The organism is Gimesia sp., from assembly GCF_040219335.1.
Lineage (GTDB): Bacteria > Planctomycetota > Planctomycetia > Planctomycetales > Planctomycetaceae > Gimesia.
In genome coordinates this window covers 109,373-130,945 of record NZ_JAVJSQ010000025.1, presented here as the reverse complement: position 1 = coordinate 130,945, position 21,573 = coordinate 109,373, and the positions used below count along the sequence as shown (strand labels likewise).

The following is a 21,573-nucleotide window of genomic DNA, read 5'->3' as shown; positions in this document are numbered from 1 at the left end:
CCCTGCGGTCATTCAATCCCCATAGTCGAAAACGTCCCTGCGGTTCAGTCCAATAGATCATATGCCGCGTGTTGAGTACCCCGAAAAACCGCTCCACCTGAATGCTAACACGCTGCATATAATCCTATTTATTATGACACGATTTGGGCCATAATTTAGGTGTTGGGACTCGTCCGATTTTGCGACAAGCATTACGGCGAGTGCCTGAAATCTAATTATTCCAGCTTGTCACATTTCTTGGCTTCTTGTTTGTTCCTTTTATTAATTATGACACGTTTATCGTCAGAATTTAGGTCGAAAGTGATCTAGCAGTTCTGAAGAGGTGAATTTAAATGCGTTCTGGGCACCTGCTAACTGAATAGAAGGCCTTAAAATCCTCCAACAAGGAAGATAATGCCCAAGTAAATCACGATTACTCCTGCAATTCGGTTTATGCCAGATCAATATTGTGGACAACCTCTGAAACTGTGAGCGATTTCGGTTTAAACTGGAGTAAGAGCCGATTAAAACCATCTGCCACAGAATACTTTTGAAATCGATAACGATCATCAGACGAAAACATTACAGGCGGTCATTCCGACGATACCCCCCCCGCTCTGATACCTGCTGGCAACCTGGCGAATTATCATATTCTGTTGGAAGCAGAATGGGAGACGATACCCGTCGATCCCATGCTGTTAAAACACTTGTGTAATACTCTCTACGTTGTCCTGGCTCAGTGTGACCTGACTCTACTGGAACGGGTTGTTCTGCGCAACGCTAAATGACTGAGCGACAGAGATTCTGCGATAATAGATCCAAATCAAAAGACCGAGAAAATGATGTTACCCGGTCTATATTCTCTTGATAATAATTCACAGCTTATACAGAATTTTTGAAACGCTATCATTAATTGAAAATGAGGGAATGATTCTCGTTGTCCAATCAGTGAACCGATTCTTTCGAAATGTGTCTAATATGCTATGAATTCAAAAACTCCTTCACCTTTTTCGGCTGGCTCTGATCATACTAATGCGTGCCTCAACTTTATGCATGACATGACATATGGGTACAGTGAAGGATACCGACTAGCTGCAGAACTTCTTATCAAGCATGTGGAGTCTCAGAATCAAAACCAGGATACCCTCGTGTACCCAATCTGTTTCTTGTACCGCCACGCTCTTGAGCTACAGATCAAAAATATCATCCGCATTGGACGCCAATTATTGGACAAGCAAGGCGGTCATCCACCACACCATAAATTATCAGATCTATGGCCCTTAGCGAAAGGATTACTGCGCGAAGCAGATCCAAATCAACCTGACCCACCAGAATTTTCTCGTATTGACAAATTCATCAAACAATTTGTTGATGTCGATTACGATGCACAAGAGTTTCGTTTTCCAACCAAAGTGAAGCGCGGAAAATCCCTTGACGGCATTACGCACATAAGTCTAACGACGCTTCGGAGGACTATCGAACCACTCGCGTCATTTCTGTGGGGCTGTGAGGCATGGTTGTCCGAGATGCTACAATACAAGAATGAGGTAGGACGTGAATTCTGATTCTAAGGGAGTCGTATAATTAAATACTCAACGGGGTTTGTATTTAAGTGCGGTTTGTAATGGAAGATCAATGCTCCAGTCTCAGTGGCGAATTACGTTCTTACAACAACGTGAAATTCCTTGGTTACTAGATATTTAATTAGTGACACCTGATTAGGAGCATAAATGAAGAGCATAAACCAAGTTCTCATCACAATTATTGAAGCAAATCGTTTGGTAAACGCTCAAAATCCGCACCACCAACGTTTGGGATTACTCCTACTTGACAACATTATAGAGGTCCAGTTCCGACGGCGTGTTGAGATCGCAATGATGTTCGACAAAACAACATGGTCCTCAGGTGTGCGGAAATACAACCGTAGGCGACGGGTTAAAGTTGCCCGATTTCACGGTGAACTGCTTGCTCTTGGTGTCGAAGAAAATTTCATCACCACGCAGGATCAGCAAATGTTGGCATATGGTCACAGGCTGAGAAATCATCTCTATCACGAAGGTCGTGAAGAGGATGAGACAGATCTAGACTTGGGAATTTGTCTATTGTTCCGATTCATCGTTAAGCATTTTCCAGACTGGCGAGGCGCTAGTGGTGTGATGATGATCCCACCAGAGCCAGCCATACCCTACACTGAAGCCATGTCCGATCAATCGGGACAAGCCCCTCTCATGTTCGGTTTTGAAGAAGTCGATCCTGATGTACTCTTTCCAGATACCGAAGATTTTTTCAAAATCGATCACTGGCGATCAATTCTCTCAGCCATAGTCACTTACGACTTCAAAAAGGACGTACGGCCGCTAATCGCTCAGCGTATTCAGAACCTGCTTGATCAACTGAAATCTAATATTGAGTTTCTTACGAGAGACGACGACAACGATTTCAACGGGGTTTTTAGTCAACGATTTGCCATAATGACAAACTGGTTCTTAGAGAATGAAAAGAAGAGTTGCCCGATGAACAATCCAAATGTTGCCGTAAACATCTATCTGGCACTCAATGGACACGAAGAGCGATTGCTTGATATCGAAGATCCAAATGAACGTCAGATAGAATTTTTCAAGGTGCTGAATTCTCATGATTTCAAGAAAGACATCTTATCTTCTATAGACTTTGCCAGATATCAGCATTTGATCGATACCGTACAAACCCAATCCGAGGCTGAGGGAATTGCCAACTTCTTGGTCGCAGAAAATGAGCTGCGAGAGCTCGTTGATGCTGTCGATGAATGTGCTACGGACTTGGATGGATATACTCAATTTATGATCGATGTTATTCGTGGAAATTAGAACTGGAATTTCAAATATAATATCGAAAACGACTTTGTTGGCGTTATACGGGTGACTCCGAATCTTCTAATGTGCTTGTAACAATTAGTCTACCATGTTTGTATTGACACAGATAATGGCATCTTTGAACACAATTTATGAATTTAGTGTCTGGAGTAAGTATTTCGCAACATGATTTGAGTAGACGTTATCTGGCAATTCACCGGGTAATTATTGTTTACCGGACAGTTCAAATGACTGAAATTGAAATGAGCAACAAAAAACGACGGACTCGGTCCGAAAATGCCGAATTTGTGATAAACTCTATTCGCGAACTTAAAATTGAACCGCATCCACAATCCAGGCTAATGAAGATGCACAATGTTCTGACTGAGGCAAACGGGATCATCCCGCACGAAGATCTATATTTCGAAACCGCTCTAGAAGCTGAACGCGATTTACAGCTGCTCGGTTTTTGCTTCGAACAAACGAACAGACACCCCGATTTTAAAAAGCATGTAAAACGAGCAATCAAAGACTCAGTGCTCCCACAAGAAGATCGTGGCAATTCTCCTGGACGAGATATCCAGTTCGAATTGTTCATCGCTGCGGTCTGTCAGAATGCTGAGCTTAATCCCGTCAGATTTGAAGAACCAGACATCACATGTACTCTGAATGGACGGTCGATTGGAATTGCCGCAAAGCGATTGAAAAATGATTCGAATCTCAAACAGCACGTGAAAAAAGCTGCGAAGCAGATCTCAACTGCAAAACTGCCCGGAATAATTGCGATTGATACCTGCCTAGCATTGAATCGAGATAACGAACGTATCACTAAACTGATGCCAGATGATCTATTTGGCGAATTATATCAAAAAGCTTTAATGCATTTCATTCAATCTAACCATCGCAAGCTAAATAATTGGATTGCTGGCAAACCCGTTCTGGGATTTTTGTTTCATGATCACCAAGTGCGAATGATTTCGGATGTAGATTGGGAACTTTCCAGCATGACTGTGAGATTAAAAACGGAACACAACACAAGTCAAGAGAGTCATCAATTCCAGGATTTTGAAGCACAATATGTTACTGGACTCACCAATTTGGTTGAGATTTAACTCTCACTATAAAATGAAATAAATTACCTGAGGTCAGGCATTTGGAATATTGACTGGGTATCAGGTATTACCAAGACATCATAGAAAGAGAATGAATGTCTAATTACAGTGGGTTTACTCCATTAGAAAACCCTGGCGATCTGATCAATAAAATGAAGTACGATCTGAATCGAATGAAATCTGAACCATCGAATTCTTATGCGGCATTCGATTTCTTTGTGACAACGGAGCATATGTTGGACTGGGTATTTCCGAATGATAGAACTCAGAGAACCAACATGAGACAGCAGAATTATATTTTGCAGGTGGTTTCTCATATTGCCAATGGTGCAAAGCATTTTGAGGCAACAAGCTCACATCATACTTCAGTCGACGATTTAGAATTCAGTCAAGGGGGATTTAGCAGTAATTCATTTAGTTCTGACGCATTTGATCCATCCTCTTTTCAGTTTTCAGGTCTTACTGTGAAACTTTCAGATGGACAATCGAAACTTGCTATAGATTTAGCTGATGAAGCATATGAATTTTGGTGTCGATTTTTATCCAGTAACTCGTAGAACGATCTGTCTTTGTTGTTTTAGATTTAGTTGATGACCATGGCACAAAGTGAAGAGATTCTTTGGGATATTCTTGAGATTATGACGGGACGTATTTCTTCCTGGGAGTCCAAATTTGGTGATTCAGTATCACGTAGTAAAGTTGAGATTGAATGTGGGTGACAGGCCCCTCATTTCCGTACCAGTTGTTATGAGATCTTTAGGGTATCAGCAGTGTTTCTCTGGAAGGCGGACGGAGTCCGACTGGAAGAGATACACTGCTGCGAAAATTGTCTGGGGGTGAGGTAGCCCAGCGAACTGTGCGGGCGGACCTCGTTGTAATGTTCCTTCCAGGCCTCTGTCTGCCGGCGGGCGGATCTCAGGTTTTCAAACACCTCACAGTTCATGAACTCGTCCCGGACTCGGCTGTGGAAACTCTCGGCGTAGCCATTCTCCCAGGGACTGCCCGGTTCGATATACAGCGTTCCCACGCCGATCTGCTTCAGCCAACTGCGAATCGCCTTGGACAGGAACTCACTGCCGTTGTCGCTACGGAAGTGCTCCGGCACGCCGTGAGTTCGGATCAGATCGGCCAGAACGTTGATCACATCCTCGCTGGTGATGTGTCGGTCCACCTGCAAGGCCAGACACTCCCTGGTATACTCGTCTATAATCGAGAGCCACTTGAGCGTGGTCCCGGTTTCTGTCCGATCAAAAATAAAATCGCAGCACCACACGTGGTTTTTCCTTTCTGGACGATGGCGATGACAGGCATTCGCCCCGTGCCCAGCGCACGTTTTTTTCTCTGTTTCCTGGGGACTTTGAGCCCTTCTCGACGCCACAAACGATAAATCTGCTTGGGATTCACCTTCCAGCCGGCCGCCTGCAGCATCCTGCCGATACGCCGATACCCGAAACGGGGATAACAGCGTACCAGTTTCAGAATCTGTTTCAGCAGAGCGGCTTCATCATCAGGAGGAGCCGCCTGGTAGCGTTGACTGGAACGGGGCTGATCCAGCACCCGGCAGGCTTTGCGTTCGGAAACGTCGAACGTCTGCTGCAGATGCTGGACGGCCTGGCGTTTGCGAGAAGGGCTTACCAGTTTCCCTCCGCGATTTCCTTGAGCATCGCTTTATCGAGCTCCGCCTCGGCGAGCAGCTTTTTAAGCCGGGTGTTTTCCTGCTCCAGATTTTTCAGCCGTTTAGCCTCTTCGGCCTTCATCCCGCCATACTGAGTTTGCCAGCGATTGAAGGATTGTTCGCTGATCTCCAGTTGCTGGCAGACTTCGCCGATCGTCTTGCCGGCATTCAGCATCGTCTCAGCGTCACGGAGCTTACGGATAATCTGCTCCGGGGTATGTCGTTTCTTACGTCGTTTCGTCATGATCGTCTCCTTAGTTTTCTCTATTGGAAACTCTCACAACAAATGGATCAAGTTAAGGGGAGCATGCCATGGGGTTCACCAACTAAAGGCAGAACTTGTCCTTAAATATTTACCTGCCGATATCGAAGACACTGTCTATTTTATGAAGTATAGAGGATATCTTAGTGCGCAGGGTGTAGGTGTCATGCGAGAAATTTCGTATAGCCTGACCGAAAAAGCTCTTGCAGTTTATGACGAACACGTATTGCCAATTGAAGAAGCACACGCATTCAAGGAATCACTGTGGAAAATCGAGCCAGAATATTATGGAATAGGCCCAAATCTTAAAGCATGGAAGAAATGGTTCCTTCGGAGAAAACATAAGAAATAATAAATACAACAATCCTTCAATGTTGCGGTCCTTTGCACAATATGATTGATCTCGATGCCAGTCAATTATCGGGATTTCCGGCGAGACGGTGACCACCGTCTGCAGATGTCCGGGTAATTTGTATTACTCAGTCATCAATTTCGGCTTAACACAATTTAAAGTTCTTAAAATTATCGGAGGAATGAAAAGCAATGTTGAACGCAACTGTTACGGAGCGCCCTGCTTTGCCGAAGCTGTCGGCGGCCTCGGGCATCTGCATGATCGATTTACCTGCCCTCACCATGAATAAGGCTGGCACAGTACGCGAGTCAGCTGATTGACCAGAAACGCGATGTGCCAGTCGGCGAGTGCGGGAACTGATCGACCTGGACTTGCAGGATATACTGGCAATACGATCGATACTATGAGCGGATATGGGCCTGTTGCCAATAGGCAGCTAAAGGCAAATGGCGTTTAAGCCTTGGAATATTATCACTTTAAGAAATGCAGTCGCTAAGTTTACTTCAGACTAAATTTCCGCTTGGTTATGTCAGCAACCAAGCCGAGAATTGCTACTCGATGAAGTTGATTCGAGCATTTCAAGTAGGTCAGCACAGAGTAGGGGGCGCGTCTCCATACGTCAATTGCTTTAATGGCTGTTCTATATGGTCGGCAGGCTTTGTAAATCAGCTATTAGACTTTTCAGACTCAAGATAGAATGAAGGCTGTGCGTCAAATTTTTCAGCACAATGGAGTGAGCAAAACACATATTCACTTCCATTCTGTTCGCGCCTTGCAGCCGCAGAGCCCGGTTCTAATATCATTCCACAAACAATGTCTTTCTTGCCGTTTGCTATGGTGATTGGTGATGCAGCCTGAACACCACGGCAAAATACAGAAGGACGGCGAAAATGTTCGTTTCGATACACTTCCAGCAATTCATTGACCAGTTGTTGCGGGTCATCATTATAGATAACACGCGCGCCGGTCTCTTTGTGACACGTTTCCAGGATGCTTTGAACCATGTCACTGATGCCACCAGTTCCGGTCAGCACACCGATTAACTTTCCTTCGTCATAGGCAATCGCTAATTCACCCAGCGTTCCGCTTCTGCCGCCCACGATCACGACGATATCACTACTGTGAATATTAACGACCTCACGTCCCATAAGCCCACTGCCAGTAAAGATCAGCACGTTGTGGGCGAGTGTTGGAGAACCATATTTATAAGCATGCTCATCAAGACTAAGGGCGGGAGAAATACCGATAACGGTTCCCCCCTGCTTAGAAGCTCCCTGTGCAGCTGCGAGCGGTAAACCAGGACACGCTCCCGTAATTATAATACAGCCTTGTGCAGCAATTTCTTCACCAAGTCGAGCCGCTCGATCCAGATAATGTGCTGGAATATCACTCCCGGCACCTCCCATAACGCCAATTTTGAGTGGCATGGGATCGTCACTCACAGACTTTATTGACTGTTTCTCTTTCATAGACCTTTCCTATGCTCCAATGATTTGCAGAGGTGCAACAGGTAGCCACAATAAAATCCACCGCTGCTTGCTGTCCCGTCACTGATACATTGGATGCACAACGCCTGCCTGATCTTCATGTAAGTTGAGAAAATATCGTAAGAATCTTTACCACACAGGTATCATAATTAATGCATGCTCCAGCCCTCATTCGGTTTGCAAAGACTGCTCTACCTGAAGTGATCTTACTGAAATGTTATGATAGCCATAGCGTACATACATAAATCAAGTCATTTTGCACGTTTCGGGCCATAGAGATCTCTGCTTTGACTGCCACGTCTCATAATTTGCCAGTCCAGACCCCGGGAAACGGGCAATCTCAATTTAAAGTACCCGTTTCCCGGTTGACCGATCATTCGGTCATTGCTCCATACGCGTAGATCAACGAAAGATCGAATGCTGGCGAGTCGATGCACCCCGTAAATACTTGTCCGGATTCCGTTTCACCGCGGCGACGCATCCCTCACAGCAAACGAAGATCGACTGACCTCCGACGGTCACGCGAATTGGCTTGCCCATCGAACCCAGCGGCTCCTTAGTTACTGGACAGGTTCGTTGCCTCAACGCGGCGACCTGGTCAGTTGCAGAGAGTTGAGCAATCCCTTCCATGCCGGCCGGGATCGACGGCGCTTGCACCGCGTTGGGCAGCGCCGGTCGAATCTCTCCAGTGCCGAACGATGGGATGGACTGGAACGCAGGTTGCCGGTTCCTGCTGTCATTGTAAGGAGATCGCGAATCGAAGAAGGGACTCGTTGATGGTGGGGCCGTTTGGCGGGGAAATCTGTTTTGAGTCAGCGGGACAGAGTAGTTCCCACGGAAGCCAGAAGGTGCCGGGGCGTAGTAACCACTCGAATTCGGGTATCCACAATTCCCATTTGAGCATCCGCCCGCGGTGGGATAGCCGTTAGGGTAGTTGGAATTGTTTGAGTAAATGCCATTGGTGCTGCAACCGCACCCCCGTGATGGATAGGTCGAAAATCCATCGTTAGCTGAAGCAGGGACGGCCATGGCAACGAGTGCCGCTACGGATGCAATGGTCGTCAGAATTTTGCAAGTCATTGTTCACTCCCAGGTAATCGGAACAGATATAGAGAAGACCTCCAGTCGTTCATCACGGAGCGTCAATGGACCGCGTTGCCAGTATACGACGCACACTGCGTGCCAAACGTCTTCTCAGCATCGCTTTTCTCTGCTTGAAAACCCCGATCGTCCGTAAATACATAATTCAAAGAGCGGTTTCTGCATCAGTGCCAGAACAATAGGCCCTGCTGTTTTGTTGTCGTCAAATCAACAACTTGTGACATCAATTCGATCTGCCAGGAGTGTGATTGAAACATCGACGATCGGTGTTCTGGTCGGCACTTCTGACCTGGTTGCTTTCAGCTTACCGGAGCCGGGTACGGTTCTGTACGGATGCCTGCAAAGGCATAAATACGTATTGGACCTCGCCAGGCGGGCGGACACGAGGGTACACTGCCCTACGCTGATGGGTACTGTCGGGCAAGCCGACAGATGGCACCCGGTGAAAAGGATCAGCCCCCGAAAATCGATTCCGGGTTTTACCGAGTCAGTTCGGATGTCTGACCTCGCCTCCAACTCTGTGCCAGTTGGAATGCGAGTGTAGAAAATGGTCGCAAAAGAAAAGCATATTTAATGCTCATGCTGGTCCTCACCTTCTGAATGTTCATGACTGCTCTCCGAGTGTGTTTCAGATGAAGCGCCGTGCCCGGCCTCACCATGATGGTGCTCACTACGAACCTCCTGAGATAACAGTTCCGGTTCAACGCCTGCGCCGCCATGATAGACAATTGTGCCACCCAGGTAGGCGGTAATAATCAGCAGTATTGCCCCGCATAGCTCAATCAGTAGTACCGGCTTAGTCACTGCTGCCTGGCGTCCTCTCCAGCGTTTGACGGCAACCCCCGAAAAAAACAAAAGCGAGAAGACAGCGAAGCCGAGGTGCCACCACATTAGCGTATGCGCCTGTTCTGTATGTGCAGGAACAGTATAGAAACTCAGAAGTCCCGCCGCTGCGCTTAACCAGCCGAGGGCCACGCCGGCTACTAAAATACCCGATGCGGGTCGCGTAAGCGTTGGCCGCTTGCGGGCCAGACATTCCATGACTACTCCGGTTAGAAGCAGGGCAATCGGAAAGTGTACAAGCATCGGATGCAATTCCCAGATATTTGGAATGGGCAGTGTCATGTTACCTCCTATATTTTTCTCTATCAACGATTAATGGCTGAACCGCTCCCACAGACCGTAAGGTTTATGTTTCGCCCCCCGGGCTAACGCAAGATTCAGCAGGATCATACCTGCAACCGAACTTACGGCGGCTTGGCTGAAGTTTGCCTCGTTTATCAAACATTGTCTCAGTACCCCCATTCAGACGAAGTCCAATGTGCACCAGCCTCCCCAGTGACACCATCGTTGCCATAAGAATCAAAGCGCGCCTTCCACTCCCTTGTATCTTGACTCAAATACAGATAGAAAATCTGATCTCGATCTGCCGGCAGGCATTTATCTGACTACCCTGTATCGAACTCTAATCATTCATGCCGCGCTAATAGCGGTCATTCTGAACTAAGAACAACCAAAGGCATAATGGCCTGTTTTCTGCATATTCTTACCAGCCCCCTCTTCTTACTGCGACAAGAAGACATCCCATGAATGCTTTGATTACGCAGCTTGTCGTTTCAAAAACAGCAGCAGAATAGATGTACGACGAACGCTTCCACAGCTTTAGATCACGCATCCAGAAGCGATTACCTGACAATCAACATTGCCCCTCACCGCCGACAAAAAATACGACGATATGACAGAGCAGTGCGACATCTTCAGCCAATAGAAATACAGTTCGTCTGCCAAAGAAAAGATCGCTGCTCCGTGTCTCGCACATCCGACCAGCTGTAAGTTCACAGGCCGGTTTCCTCGCTCTTATCACAATTACGGAGCACGTCCTGTGCCATTCACACCTTTTGGAAATCCAGATTAATCCGAAAGTCACCACTCCCAGGCTTCCACTGGAAGCTCGTTTGCAGCAGCCCGACGCAACAAAGCGGTAGCAGTAGAGATCTACCGGTTGATGATTCCGTCTCTAAAGATACCGTCGCTGACTAAGCCACTGCAGTCGCTTTTGTATTCTGGCATTAGAGCTGCCTTGAAGCACTCTCAATCATATTGATCGTAAACGGAGAAGATTGAAGATACCCCGGAATATATTCGCCAGTATTCCGACCTGCAGAAACAGCCATGCCTGCAGTTAAGAGATGAGATTCCGGTCCAGGCTGATTAATATTTTACAATCAACCGGAGAGAAATCCGTTTACAGAACCGGAGTCAATTCGAGGCGAGGGAAATGCTCGCTTCTGGTCCTGGAATCAGTCGTCGTTGAGCATGTTCTGCATTGCGTCGGGTGGGGCGGGTTCGTAGTCTTCAATCGTGCCGAAGCGTTTGACGATTTCTTTGAAGATGGAGCCTTTGGGAACCTTTTCCTCTGACTCCATCACGCGCTGATACAGGTCATCTGGCAGGACACGTACGGAGGTCATGAGCCCTGCCATCGACATCATGGCATTGGCCCGCATCCCTTTGACTTCCCGGCGGGACCAGAGTTCTTTCATCATGGGTTTCGTCATGGTCATGCCCTGCATTTTCTGCGGGTAGCCGGGAATTTCGAATTTGGGATCCTTGTGCATTTTGACGCGGGGGCGTGTATCGAGGCTGGTGAGGTAGTGGTCGACTTTGGCATCTTCCCGCATGCGCGGCCCCACGTGCTGAACCATGTGGTTCATCATGTGATGTACCATGTGGCAGTGGAACATCCAGTCGCCGGGATTATTGGCGATGAATTCGAAGTCAGCCGCCTGAGCGACGCCGACGAGTTCAGTGTTGCGGGGAATCCAGGCGGATTTAGGGATGCGTGCGCCCTCGTGTCCGGTGATCCAGAAAGTGTGACCGTGCATATGAATCGGATGGTGCTGCACCGGGCTAAAATCCAGAAGACGCACACGCACGCGTTCCCCGTGCTTGCAGACCAGGGGCGTGGTATAGGGGCCGCTCCGACCGTTAATGGTGTGCCAGTTCCAGTCCATGCTCCAACTGTTGGCGACCGTCTGCATGGGATCAATGCGGAAGTTCTGAAAGATGACACCGAAATCGCGGTCGACCGGGGGATCCCAGACTTTTTGGGGATGCACGATGAACCAGCCGACCATGCCGAACGCTTCCTGCATCGCCACATGCGAATGGTAGAAGAAGGTGCCTTCTTCATGCACGTCGAATTCGTATTTGAATGTTTTTCCCGGCTTGATGGGATTTTGCGTCATGGTATCCGCACCATCATACTGCACGGGCATTTCAAAACCGTGCCAGTGAACGGAGGTCTCTTCCGGCAATTTGTTATGCACGATGATCCGAATCCGATCCCCCTGGGTCACTTCAATCGTGGGGCCGGGCATGGAACCGTTAAAGCCGTAGACGTTCATCCAATGGCCGGGCAGGAACTCCCGCGCCACGGGTTCGCAGACCAGGTGGAATTCCTTGGCGCCATTTTTCATCTTCCAGGGGAGCTTATCCAGATCGTTGGCGATGAAGGGGGCCGGGCCGTCAGCCGGATTGCGAAAACCGGGAACCCGCTTACCGATGTAATAATCACTGTCGGGATCATGCCCGCGGCTGGGACGATAACGCGAGAAGCCGTCGTATTCGTCCTGAACTTCGTGTTGATCTGCCTGTTTCTGCGAAGGTTGATCTGACGGAGCATCGGGTTGTTCTTTTGACAATGCTGCCGCAGCCGGGGTGCCGGCACTTAATGCAGCAAATGTGCCCACAGTTCCATTTTTCAGAAAGGCGCGCCGGGAGGATGAGTCAGACATACCAGGACTCCTGTTTAAAAATCAAAGCGGGTGAAAGGCGGTAAACAGACGGCGCATCCGGTCAGCGAGGCTGAGCGACCGAATCGATATGACCGGGCGGTGTGGGGGACTCTGCGGCTTTTAACCCCCCGTGCAGGAGAAAACCATTGATCAGCGTTTCGTTGGTACGCCAGGCAATGAGATGGTGCACGAACTGCTCCCGCAGTTGATAATATTCCCGCTGGGTTTTCAGAACATCTCCCCAGTTTTGTCGATCGTCCTTATAGGCACCCAACTGGTTCGCATAAGCGGCCTTCGCTTCAGGCAGGATGACCGACTGAAATTCTATCACATGCTGAAGCGCTGTCAAATATTTCTGGTAGTGCAGTGCCAGGTCCTGTCGCAGTCTGAGTCTGGTGCGCTGGATCTCTGCATTCTGACGGGCCAGGTCGGCCTCGGCCTGCTGAATCGTCCCCTGGTTGCGATCGAAGATCGGCACTTCCAGAAAAACCTGCACCGAAGCGACCGGCTCACGGGCTTCGTGGTTATAACCCGTGGCCGCTTTCACAAAGATATTGGGGATCGGTTCGACGCGTTCCCGTTCCAAGGTGACACAGTCGGCCTGCCACTTCGCGGTGGCAGCCAGCACTTCAGGACTGTCGCTATACAGGTTTTCGACTGCCTGGTTGAAGTCAATCATGGATTCCATATCCGCCTTAAGTTCGCCCTTGAGAGGTTGTGGCTCCAGTTCCACTCCCACCAGGGAACTGAGCATGGCGAACTGGCTGCGATACATGTTTTCGGCATTCAGCAAAGAGAGACGGGTGCGCTGCAGGGAGACATTCGAAAGATGAAGCTCAGCCTGTGTGGCCTGACCCAGGTTGACCTGCTCGCGCGTCGTCAGTGCCGAGTCTTCGGCAGCTTTAAGCAGTTCGCGGCGAATGTCGACAATCTGACGATGCCCCAGCGTTTTCCAGAAATGAATGCGGACATCGTTACAGACTCGCCACTGCTGGGCAACGGCCATCCATTCCGCCGTTTTCGCACGCTGCTGATATTTCCGCCGACTGATCTCCCGCTTGTTGGCGGTGACGATTTCCTGCTGAACGGCACCTCCCTGGAATTCCCCCGGGGTATCGGTGTCGGTTTCAGAATCCACGAAGATCTGCTCGGCGATATAATAGAAGGTGGGATTGGGATACAGTCCGGCTTCCAGGGCCTTGCCCAGGGTCCCCTGAATCTGTTGCTGCGCCTGAACCAGCGTGGGATTATTTTCCGTCGCCATCATCAGCAGCGCATCCAGGGTGAGATCCGTTTCCAGGGATTGCGGTGTCTCCTGTTTCATCAGGTCTTCCACACCGGCTGGTGACTTCGGAAAGGACGAGGGAGGAATAAACCGTCGCCCGACCTGATCCCGGGATGTCTCAGCGTTTCTGGGTTCTGCTGCGGGAGGGACTAAGGGGAACGCGTCCTGGGCTCTGAGCAGTTGCGGCACACAGCATCCGCCAAGTATCGTCAGTGATATCACAATCTTACGAGTATATGTATCTGACATTCGAAGACCTCCGGCTAAATTCAGCTGAGAAAGGTGTGGGCGTATTGCAGTCTGGAAGTTCAGAACATAAGCCAGGGCCAAAGAGGTTATGTTTGCGCAGGCGCTCCAGTAAAACCACAGCCGTATAGAGATTGATTCGTCTGTCTGTACAGATCTGCTTTATCCAGGGGCTGCACACACTCTGCTTAATCCGCAAAGGATGAGTTTTTTCACCAGACAGTTTGCATAAACCGCGTATTTTACCTCCCGGTCTTTTTAAGTCTTCACCAGTGAATTCTTCCACTGCAGTTCAAAAAGAATGTGTACCAGAGTGGAACTAACGTCCACTCCACCAGCGAAGGACAATCACTCAAAGTGATTGCCGGGCAACCGGTTCTGTATCGGATTTTATCAGCTGAGATCGTGAAAATCAGTTCGATATAATAGATTTGCGTGCTGGCACACATATTGCTTTGTAAAGCGTCAGTACGGAAATCAGTTGAAGCCGAAAAGCCGAGCCTGATATCACACACGAGATACGAGACAATATCTTTTTCAGGAAAACTGCACAAACAGGTAACCACATGGAACATTCTGGCGAGCATGCATCCGAGTATAAAAAGGACAGTCTGACTTTGGCGGGTGCAGTTGCGATGGGCACGGGAGTGATGATTGGCGCTGGTATTTTTGCTCTGACCGGTCAAGTGGCTGAGCTGGCGAAACATTGGTTCCCACTAGCATTTCTGGCAGCAGCAATCGTGGCATCATTCAGCGCCTATTCCTATGTAAAAATGGCAAATGCTTATCCATCCGCAGGTGGAATTGCCATGTTCCTTGAGAAAGCTTACGGTAAAACAACGCTCACAGGCGCCTTTGCGTTGCTGATGTACTTTTCCATGATCATCAATGAGAGTCTGGTCGCTAAAACCTTCGGTACTTACACACTGCAACTCTTCAATTTCGGCGAATATAGCTGGTTGGTGGTCGCTCTCGGAGTCGGCTTGCTCGCATTTGCTTTTCTGGTGAATATCTTAAGCAACGAATACATACAAAAGTTATCATTTTTCACCGCATTTATCAAAATTGGTGGGATTGTCGTCTTTGCGATCGGGGGATTGTGGGCTTCCGGCTTTTCTTTCGAAAGTTCTTCTTCAACTGATAAAACCGGCGCAGGCCCAGGCGAATTTCTAGGAGCAGTGGCGCTCGCCATTCTGGCCTACAAGGGATTTACTACGATTACAAATAGCGGCGGAGAGCTAAAAAATCCTCACAAAAATGTAGGACGAGCCATCATCATTTCGATAGTCCTCTGTCTGATCCTATATATGCTTGTGACGTTGGCTGTGGGGGGAAGCCTGACGGTCGATGAAATTATCAAAGCGAAAGATTACTCTCTTGCAGAAGCCGCTCGGCCTGCATTCGGAGATTACGGCTTATGGTTTACCGTATTGTTTGCGATTATCGCCACTGTATCTGGTGTGATTGCCAGTGTGTTTGCGGTTTCACGTATGCTGGCAATGCTCACAGACATGAAATTAGTGCCACACTCACATTTTGGCATGCCTGGTAGCATCCAAAAGCACACATTGGTGTATACCGTTATTATGGCCATGCTATTAACGGTTTTCTTTGATTTAAGCCGTATCGCCTCGTTGGGAGCCATCTTCTATATCATCATGGATATCGCCATCCATTGGGGAGTATTTTATCACCTGCGCAAAGACGTAGAGGCCAATAGCCTCGTCTTAATCACGGCCATAATATTGGACGTCGTCGTTTTAGGGGCGTTTCTGGTTGTCAAAGCTCAGACAGACATGCTGGTGATTTACGTTTCCCTTGCCGGATTGAGCTTAATATTCCTCGGTGTCTGGCTTTTTCTTAACTTCAGTCAAACTGACAGTTAACGATGTCGAGTGGAACTCGAAAGCCCGACATATTTCATCATTCTTTTATGCTTGCTAGAACCTCCCCTTGACCCCGTACCATGGTACAGGGTCTATAATACTCGCAGGAGGTTGAAATATGAGTAAGTTGACAATCGGACGAGTCGCCCAGGCAGCAGGGGTTGGTGTAGAGACAGTGCGGTTTTATGAACGGAAGGGGTTGGTCAAACAGCCCGTCGCGCTGTCCTCATTCCGGGAATATCCGCCGGATGTGATTGACAGGATCAAGTTTATCAAACGTGCCCAGGAACTCGGGTTTACTCTCGCTGAAGTCGGACAGTTACTGCATCTCGCGGACAGTCCTCATTCATCCAAGAGAGAGGTCAAGCAACTGGCTGGACAGAAACTGGTTGAAATCCATCAGAAAATTGATGATTTGCAACGCTTGGCGTCAACCCTTGAGACTCTGCATGAAAAGTGCAGTGGACGAGGTACTCTGTCTGACTGTCCGATCATCGAATCAATTACATCCCCGAACAAATAAACCTGTTATTTGAAATATGGAGAACAAAAAGATGACAATGGTGAAGCAGGAAGATCACCTTCAAGAGGTGACCGTATCGACAAATATGAAGTGCCAATCCTGTTTAAGTAAATTACGACCTGTGCTGGATCAGACTATTGAGATACAGGAGTGGGAAGCAGACCTTTCCAGTGAATTAAAAACTGTCACAGCCAAAATGCAGGGGGAAGATCCTGTCGAGAAACTTATCGCGGTTGTAGAGGGAGCCGGGTTTGAGGCAAAGCCTGTTCTAAAACAGAAGGACTTAAAGGCGACTCCCAGGCTGGAGCAGATTCAGCCTCCAGAGGAGAAACATCATTTCAAACTCAGTACCTATAAGCCGCTGCTGCTGGTTGTATTTTATGTATGTGGTGCAGCCGCGATCTTAGCCTCAGCACAAGCATCGGGCTGGGTCTGGGGAAACTTCCTGCGTTTCTTTATGGGCTGTTTTTTCCTGGGATTTGCCTTCTTCAAGCTGCTTGATGTCAGCAAGTTCGCCGATGCCTTTGCGACCTATGATATTGTGGCAAAACGGTCGCGTCTGTACGCGTTACTCTATCCGTTTCTTGAATTTTCACTGGGGATCGCATTTATTTTCGGCTGGGCGCCGGCTCTGATAAACGCTGCCACAGCTCTTGTGATGGGAGTCGGACTGATTGGCGTGCTGCAAGCCGTACGTAAACGTCAGGCAATTCAATGCGCCTGTCTGGGAACCGTGTTTAACCTGCCCATGTCCGCGGTCACGATCATTGAAAACAGTGTGATGATCCTGATGGCCCTGTTCATGCTGTGGTAGGACGGCAAGTTAAAAAATACTTTTTAAGAGACAGGATCTTTATACGATCCTGTTGTTTAACCTGTTCGAGGTGAGAAGTTGCTTCTGCGATTGAAGTGGAGTCATGTCGTCTTCAATCGCAGTCTTCTCCTTGCGGTAGTTTAGTGAGGATAATCTCTCGAGCTTTTAAGATTGAGCATTCTCCTCAAAACGGGGATCTTCGATTCCCCATTTCAACTTCCACTCCATAACACTGCAGTAAAGCACCGGTACGACCAGCATGGTCATGATTTCGATGAGCATGCCCCCGAAACTGGGGATCGCCATGGGGACCATGATGTCAGAGCCCCGCCCCGTGGATGTCAGGACAGGAATCAGAGCCAGAATGGTTGTGGCCGTGGTCATTAAGCAGGGCCTGGCACGCCTTAAGCCTGCAGCCAGAGTGGCATCTCGCGCTTCCCTGGCAGAACCGATCCTGCGTTTACGAAAACTCTGGTCGAGGTAAGTGGTAATGACGACGCCATCATCAGTGGCAATCCCGAACAGGGCCAGGAATCCGACCCAGACAGCAACGCTCAGATTGATTTGATGCACCTGGAACAGAGAGCGCATACTGGTATCGAACAGTTGAAAATCCAAAAACCAGGGTTGTCCATATAGCCAGAGCATGATGAAGCCCCCCGACCAGGCGATCAAAATCCCACTGAAGACCAGCGAGGTCGTGATGACCGAACTGAACTGGAAGTATAAGATCAGGAAAATCACGAACAGCGCCAAGGGCAGTACTATCATCAAAGTCTTCTGTGAGCGGATCTGATTCTCATAACTGCCGGCAAAGCTGTAACTCACACCTGGCGGGAGAACCAATTCTCCGGTTTGTATTTTTTGTTTCAGGAATCGCTGGCAGTCTTCCACAACATCGACTTCGGCATTCCCCGGTTTCATGTCGAACAAGACATAGCCCAAAAGGAAAGTGTCTTCGCTTTTAATCACCTGAGGTCCACGGGTATAGCGTATTTCGGCGAGTTGCTCGAGTGGGATCTGCGCGCCAGTGGGTGTGGGAACCAGAATACGGCCCAATGTTTCAATTTCATCCCGCAATTCACGGGCATAACGCACACGGACCGGGTAGCGTTCACGGCCTTCGACTGTTGTCGTAATCCTCCTACCGCCTATAGCGACCTCAATCACATCCTGAACAGAGCGGATATGTAATCCATATCTCTTAATCGCATCGCGATCGATGTCGATCTCCAGATATGGTTTTCCGACAATACGATCAGCAATCACAGCAGACTCTTCTACTGAAGGAACCTGTTTGAGCAGTCGTTCAATATCCAGAGCCACGCGTTCAATCGTTTGTAAATCGGGACCTTTGATCTTGAGTCCCATCGGGGCACGCATACCACTTTGCAGCATGACAATCCGCGCGGCAATGGGTTGCAGTTTAGGAGCTGATGTTGCCCCAGGCAAACTGGCAGCGTCGGTGATTTCCTTCCAGATATCATTCGGTGACTTTATATGTTCTCGCCACTGACGATAAGGACGCCCACCAGAATCTTCGATCAGCTTTCCATTTTTATCTCGGACAAATTCATTTTTGACTGGATCATATCGATACTTGATACGATGCCCCTGTTGATCCGATTTATACTCAGTCTTGTATGTAATGATGGTTTCAATCATGGAAATCGGAGCGGGATCGAGAGGACTGTCTACTCGACCGACCTTCCCCACAACCGATTCCACTTCGGGGATAGAAATCAACAGTTTATCCTGCAGCTGCAGTACATCCATTGATTCGCCAATAGAGGCATGAGGCATCGTTGTTGGCATATACAGGAAAGAGCCTTCATCTAATGGTGGCATAAACTCTTTACCTAATCCCGGAAATGTCGCTGCCATACTTTTCCACGGAGCTGTGTTACGAACTGGTTCAGGAACGAATCCGAACACACGGTCAAAGCCCAACCAGGCACAACCGCCCAGAAACAGGATCAGTGTTGGAATGGAAAGAAAGAGCAGTTTGTTTTTCAGACACCAGCGGAGCAGCGGTTCATATAAGACGCGCTGGAAGAATTGAAAGAAGGCCAGCAGTCCACCAATTAACAGCGTCACGAACATCAGATTTTGACTAAAACCTTTATCTGGTCCCAGGGGGAGCCAGTGTTCGGTTAGAATCAAGCCGACCACCAGTACGGCCAGGTAGTTTGCGGCCAGGGGCCCAAATTGGCGCAGGCGTTCGGGAATTCGGTGTTCCATTAAATTGTACACCCCCAGCCCCAGTACGATTGCTCCAACCCACCAGGGAAGTGAGAAACGTCCGATGAAACCAGTATTTTCCATAGGGAGCATATTCAGGATAGCCAGCAGAACAATCAGCATGCCAAGAATAACCAGGCTCCAGGGAAGAAAACGCTTGATTGAGGTTGAGTGAACTTTTCCTCTAAACAGAATATGGGCAGCGGGAGGAATAATCGTCAGTGCGACAATGACGGAGGAAATCAAGGCAAAGGTTTTCGTAAATGCGAGCGGCTTAAATAGCTTACCTTCAGCCCCAATCATGGTAAATACGGGCAGAAAGCTGATAACGGTAGTAGACACAGCAGTGAGGACAGCACTGGCGACTTCGCGGGTAGCATTGTAAATCACTTTCAGACGGTCAGCATCCGGACCAGCTTCATCCAGTTGTTTCAGGATATTTTCACAGAGAATGATCCCCATATCGACCATTGTACCTATGGCGATGGCGATGCCGGACAGGGCAACAATATTTGCATCGACCCCCAGTGTTTTCATGGCAATAAAGCACATGAGCACAGCCAGTGGTAACAGGGCACTGATTAAAACTGAACTCCGCAAATGCATCACACTGATCAGAATGACGATGATCGTGACCAGGATTTCCTCAGTGAGTGCGGTGTTCAGGGTCCCCAGCGTTTCATAAATTAACCCTGTACGGTCATAAAACGGAACGACCGTAATCTGGCTGATGGTAGCCCACTCTGGCCACTCACTGCGTTCCAGGGACCTTAAATGCTGAACCCAGGCTTTATCATTCAACTGATCGTTTTGATAGGCATCAAAGTGATGCTGTCGGGCATACTCTGTAATCTTGTCAGGAGTTATCTTCTTGAAGTCAATTAAAACCTTGCTCGGGAGCCCCACAGATACTTCCGCAACTTTTTCTTTCACATTTTTGATTGCTTCAAGCGGATTGTATCCATACCGAACGACGCAAACTCCCCCTACGGCTTCTGCACCCTCTTTGTCCAGCGCGCCACGTCTGAGAGCGGGCCCCAGTGAGACGGTAGCGACATCCTTGACAGTGATGGGTACGTTGTCGCTGACCTTCAGGACCGTCTTCTCAAGGTCGCCAATATTTTCGACAAATCCCAGACCGCGGATGACATATTCTGCCTTGTTTAATTCAATAGTACGCGCCCCCACGTCCACATTTGACATGCGTACGGCATTAAAAACCTGTTCCAGGCTCACCTTGTTTGCCCGCATTGCATCGGGGTCAACGTCGATCTGGTATTCCTGAACGAAACCACCGATCGAAGCAACTTCGCTGATCCCTTCCGCCGAAGCCAGAGCGTAACGCACATACCAGTCCTGTGCCGTACGCAGCTCGCGCAGATCCCACCCTCCAACGACATTGCCATCCGGATCATGGCCTTCGAGCGTATACCAGAAGATCTGTCCCAGGGCGGTGGCATCAGGCCCCAGTGTCGGTTGAACGCCCTCCGGGAGAGTATCCGGAGGCAAACTGTTCAGTTTTTCCAGCACGCGGGAGCGAGACCAGTAGAATTCCGCCTTCTCATTAAAAATCACGTAGATCGTTGAAAAACCAAACATCGAGTAACTGCGGATGGTTTTGACTTCGGGAATCCCGAGCAGTGCCACCGTGAGGGGATATCCAATCTGGTCTTCCACATCCTGGGGCGACCTGCCCATCCATTGACTGAAAACAATCTGCTGGTTCTCACCAATATCAGGGATGGCATCCACGGGGACAGGACTTCTCGGCAGTCCCCCCAGATCCCAGTCGAAGGGGGCAACCAACGCGCCCCAGCCAAGAATCGCGATGACCAGTAAGCTGACTACCAGCTTGTTGTTCAGACTGAACCAGATGACCTTTTCGAGAATCGATTTCGGTTCATCCTGGTTCAAGTTTACATTTTCGGATTCAGTCACCATCTGTTTTCCTGTCGAAACGGAGAGACCATGTTTGCCAACAA

At 48.7% G+C, this 21,573-nt stretch carries 14 protein-coding genes and 1 pseudogene; 8 read left to right on the top strand and 7 right to left on the bottom strand.

Going from position 1 to position 21,573, the window contains the following annotated elements; translation table 11 throughout:
• Window positions 1–1,127: 1,127 nt before the first annotated feature.
• From RID21_RS20020 to RID21_RS20005, 4 genes are all read left to right on the top strand, one after another.
• Window positions 1,128–1,544 carry a hypothetical protein gene (locus RID21_RS20020; protein WP_350191908.1) on the top strand — a complete coding sequence of 139 codons (417 nt, stop codon included), beginning with the start codon at window positions 1,128–1,130 and terminating at the stop codon, window positions 1,542–1,544.
• A gap of 165 nt (window positions 1,545–1,709) precedes the next feature.
• Complete coding sequence (locus RID21_RS20015; protein WP_350191906.1) at window positions 1,710–2,825, top strand: hypothetical protein; 1,116 nt, start codon at window positions 1,710–1,712, stop codon at window positions 2,823–2,825.
• A 233-nt stretch (window positions 2,826–3,058) separates the two neighbouring features.
• Window positions 3,059–3,922, top strand: coding sequence for a hypothetical protein (locus tag RID21_RS20010; protein ID WP_350191904.1), 864 nt, complete (start codon window positions 3,059–3,061; stop codon window positions 3,920–3,922).
• 95 nt (window positions 3,923–4,017) lie between these two features.
• Window positions 4,018–4,479, top strand: a complete 462-nt coding sequence (locus tag RID21_RS20005) for a hypothetical protein (RefSeq protein WP_350191902.1) — start codon at window positions 4,018–4,020, stop codon at window positions 4,477–4,479.
• 188 nt (window positions 4,480–4,667) lie between these two features.
• Here RID21_RS20005 and RID21_RS20000 read toward each other — a convergent pair.
• Window positions 4,668–5,841: pseudogene (locus RID21_RS20000) on the bottom strand (IS3 family transposase).
• On the opposite strand from RID21_RS20000, the gene RID21_RS19995 reads away from it, so the two are divergent.
• Window positions 5,840–6,211, top strand: a complete 372-nt coding sequence (locus tag RID21_RS19995) for a hypothetical protein (protein ID WP_350191900.1) — start codon at window positions 5,840–5,842, stop codon at window positions 6,209–6,211. The pseudogene RID21_RS20000 and the gene RID21_RS19995 sit on opposite strands and share 2 nt — an antisense overlap.
• Window positions 6,212–6,876: 665 nt before the next feature.
• Here the strand turns inward: RID21_RS19995 and RID21_RS19990 are convergent.
• From RID21_RS19990 to RID21_RS19970, 5 genes are all read right to left on the bottom strand, one after another.
• Entirely contained in the window at window positions 6,877–7,680 is an 804-nt protein-coding gene (locus RID21_RS19990; RefSeq protein WP_350191898.1) for an SLOG cluster 4 domain-containing protein, read from the bottom strand.
• Window positions 7,681–8,100: 420 nt separating this feature from the next.
• Window positions 8,101–8,778, bottom strand: coding sequence for a hypothetical protein (locus tag RID21_RS19985; RefSeq protein ID WP_145441699.1), 678 nt, complete (start codon window positions 8,776–8,778; stop codon window positions 8,101–8,103).
• A gap of 591 nt (window positions 8,779–9,369) precedes the next feature.
• Window positions 9,370–9,885 (bottom strand): DUF2231 domain-containing protein, encoded by a 516-nt coding sequence (locus RID21_RS19980; RefSeq protein ID WP_350191896.1) that lies wholly within the window; start codon window positions 9,883–9,885, stop codon window positions 9,370–9,372.
• 1,214 nt (window positions 9,886–11,099) lie between these two features.
• Window positions 11,100–12,596 (bottom strand): multicopper oxidase domain-containing protein, encoded by a 1,497-nt coding sequence (locus RID21_RS19975; RefSeq protein WP_145441702.1) that lies wholly within the window; start codon window positions 12,594–12,596, stop codon window positions 11,100–11,102.
• Window positions 12,597–12,657: 61 nt separating this feature from the next.
• Window positions 12,658–14,130, bottom strand: coding sequence for a TolC family protein (locus RID21_RS19970; RefSeq protein WP_145441704.1), 1,473 nt, complete (start codon window positions 14,128–14,130; stop codon window positions 12,658–12,660).
• A 563-nt stretch (window positions 14,131–14,693) separates the two neighbouring features.
• Here RID21_RS19970 and RID21_RS19965 point away from each other — a divergent pair.
• The 3 genes from RID21_RS19965 (at window position 14,694) to RID21_RS19955 (ending at window position 17,350) form a co-directional block, all read left to right on the top strand.
• The gene (locus tag RID21_RS19965; protein WP_145441706.1) at window positions 14,694–16,013 is read left to right on the top strand and encodes an APC family permease; all 1,320 of its coding nucleotides are present in this window, start codon (window positions 14,694–14,696) and stop codon (window positions 16,011–16,013) included.
• 118 nt (window positions 16,014–16,131) lie between these two features.
• Window positions 16,132–16,536, top strand: a complete 405-nt coding sequence (locus tag RID21_RS19960; protein WP_145441708.1) for a MerR family transcriptional regulator — start codon at window positions 16,132–16,134, stop codon at window positions 16,534–16,536.
• Between the two features lie 31 nt (window positions 16,537–16,567).
• On the top strand, window positions 16,568–17,350 hold the full coding sequence (locus tag RID21_RS19955) for a heavy-metal-associated domain-containing protein (protein ID WP_350191894.1): 783 nt from the start codon (window positions 16,568–16,570) through the stop codon (window positions 17,348–17,350).
• Window positions 17,351–17,515: 165 nt separating this feature from the next.
• On the opposite strand, the gene RID21_RS19950 is transcribed toward RID21_RS19955, so the two are convergent.
• Window positions 17,516–21,532: an efflux RND transporter permease subunit gene (locus RID21_RS19950; RefSeq protein ID WP_145441712.1), complete on the bottom strand. Its 4,017-nt coding sequence runs from the start codon at window positions 21,530–21,532 to the stop codon at window positions 17,516–17,518.
• Window positions 21,533–21,573 lie beyond the last annotated feature (41 nt).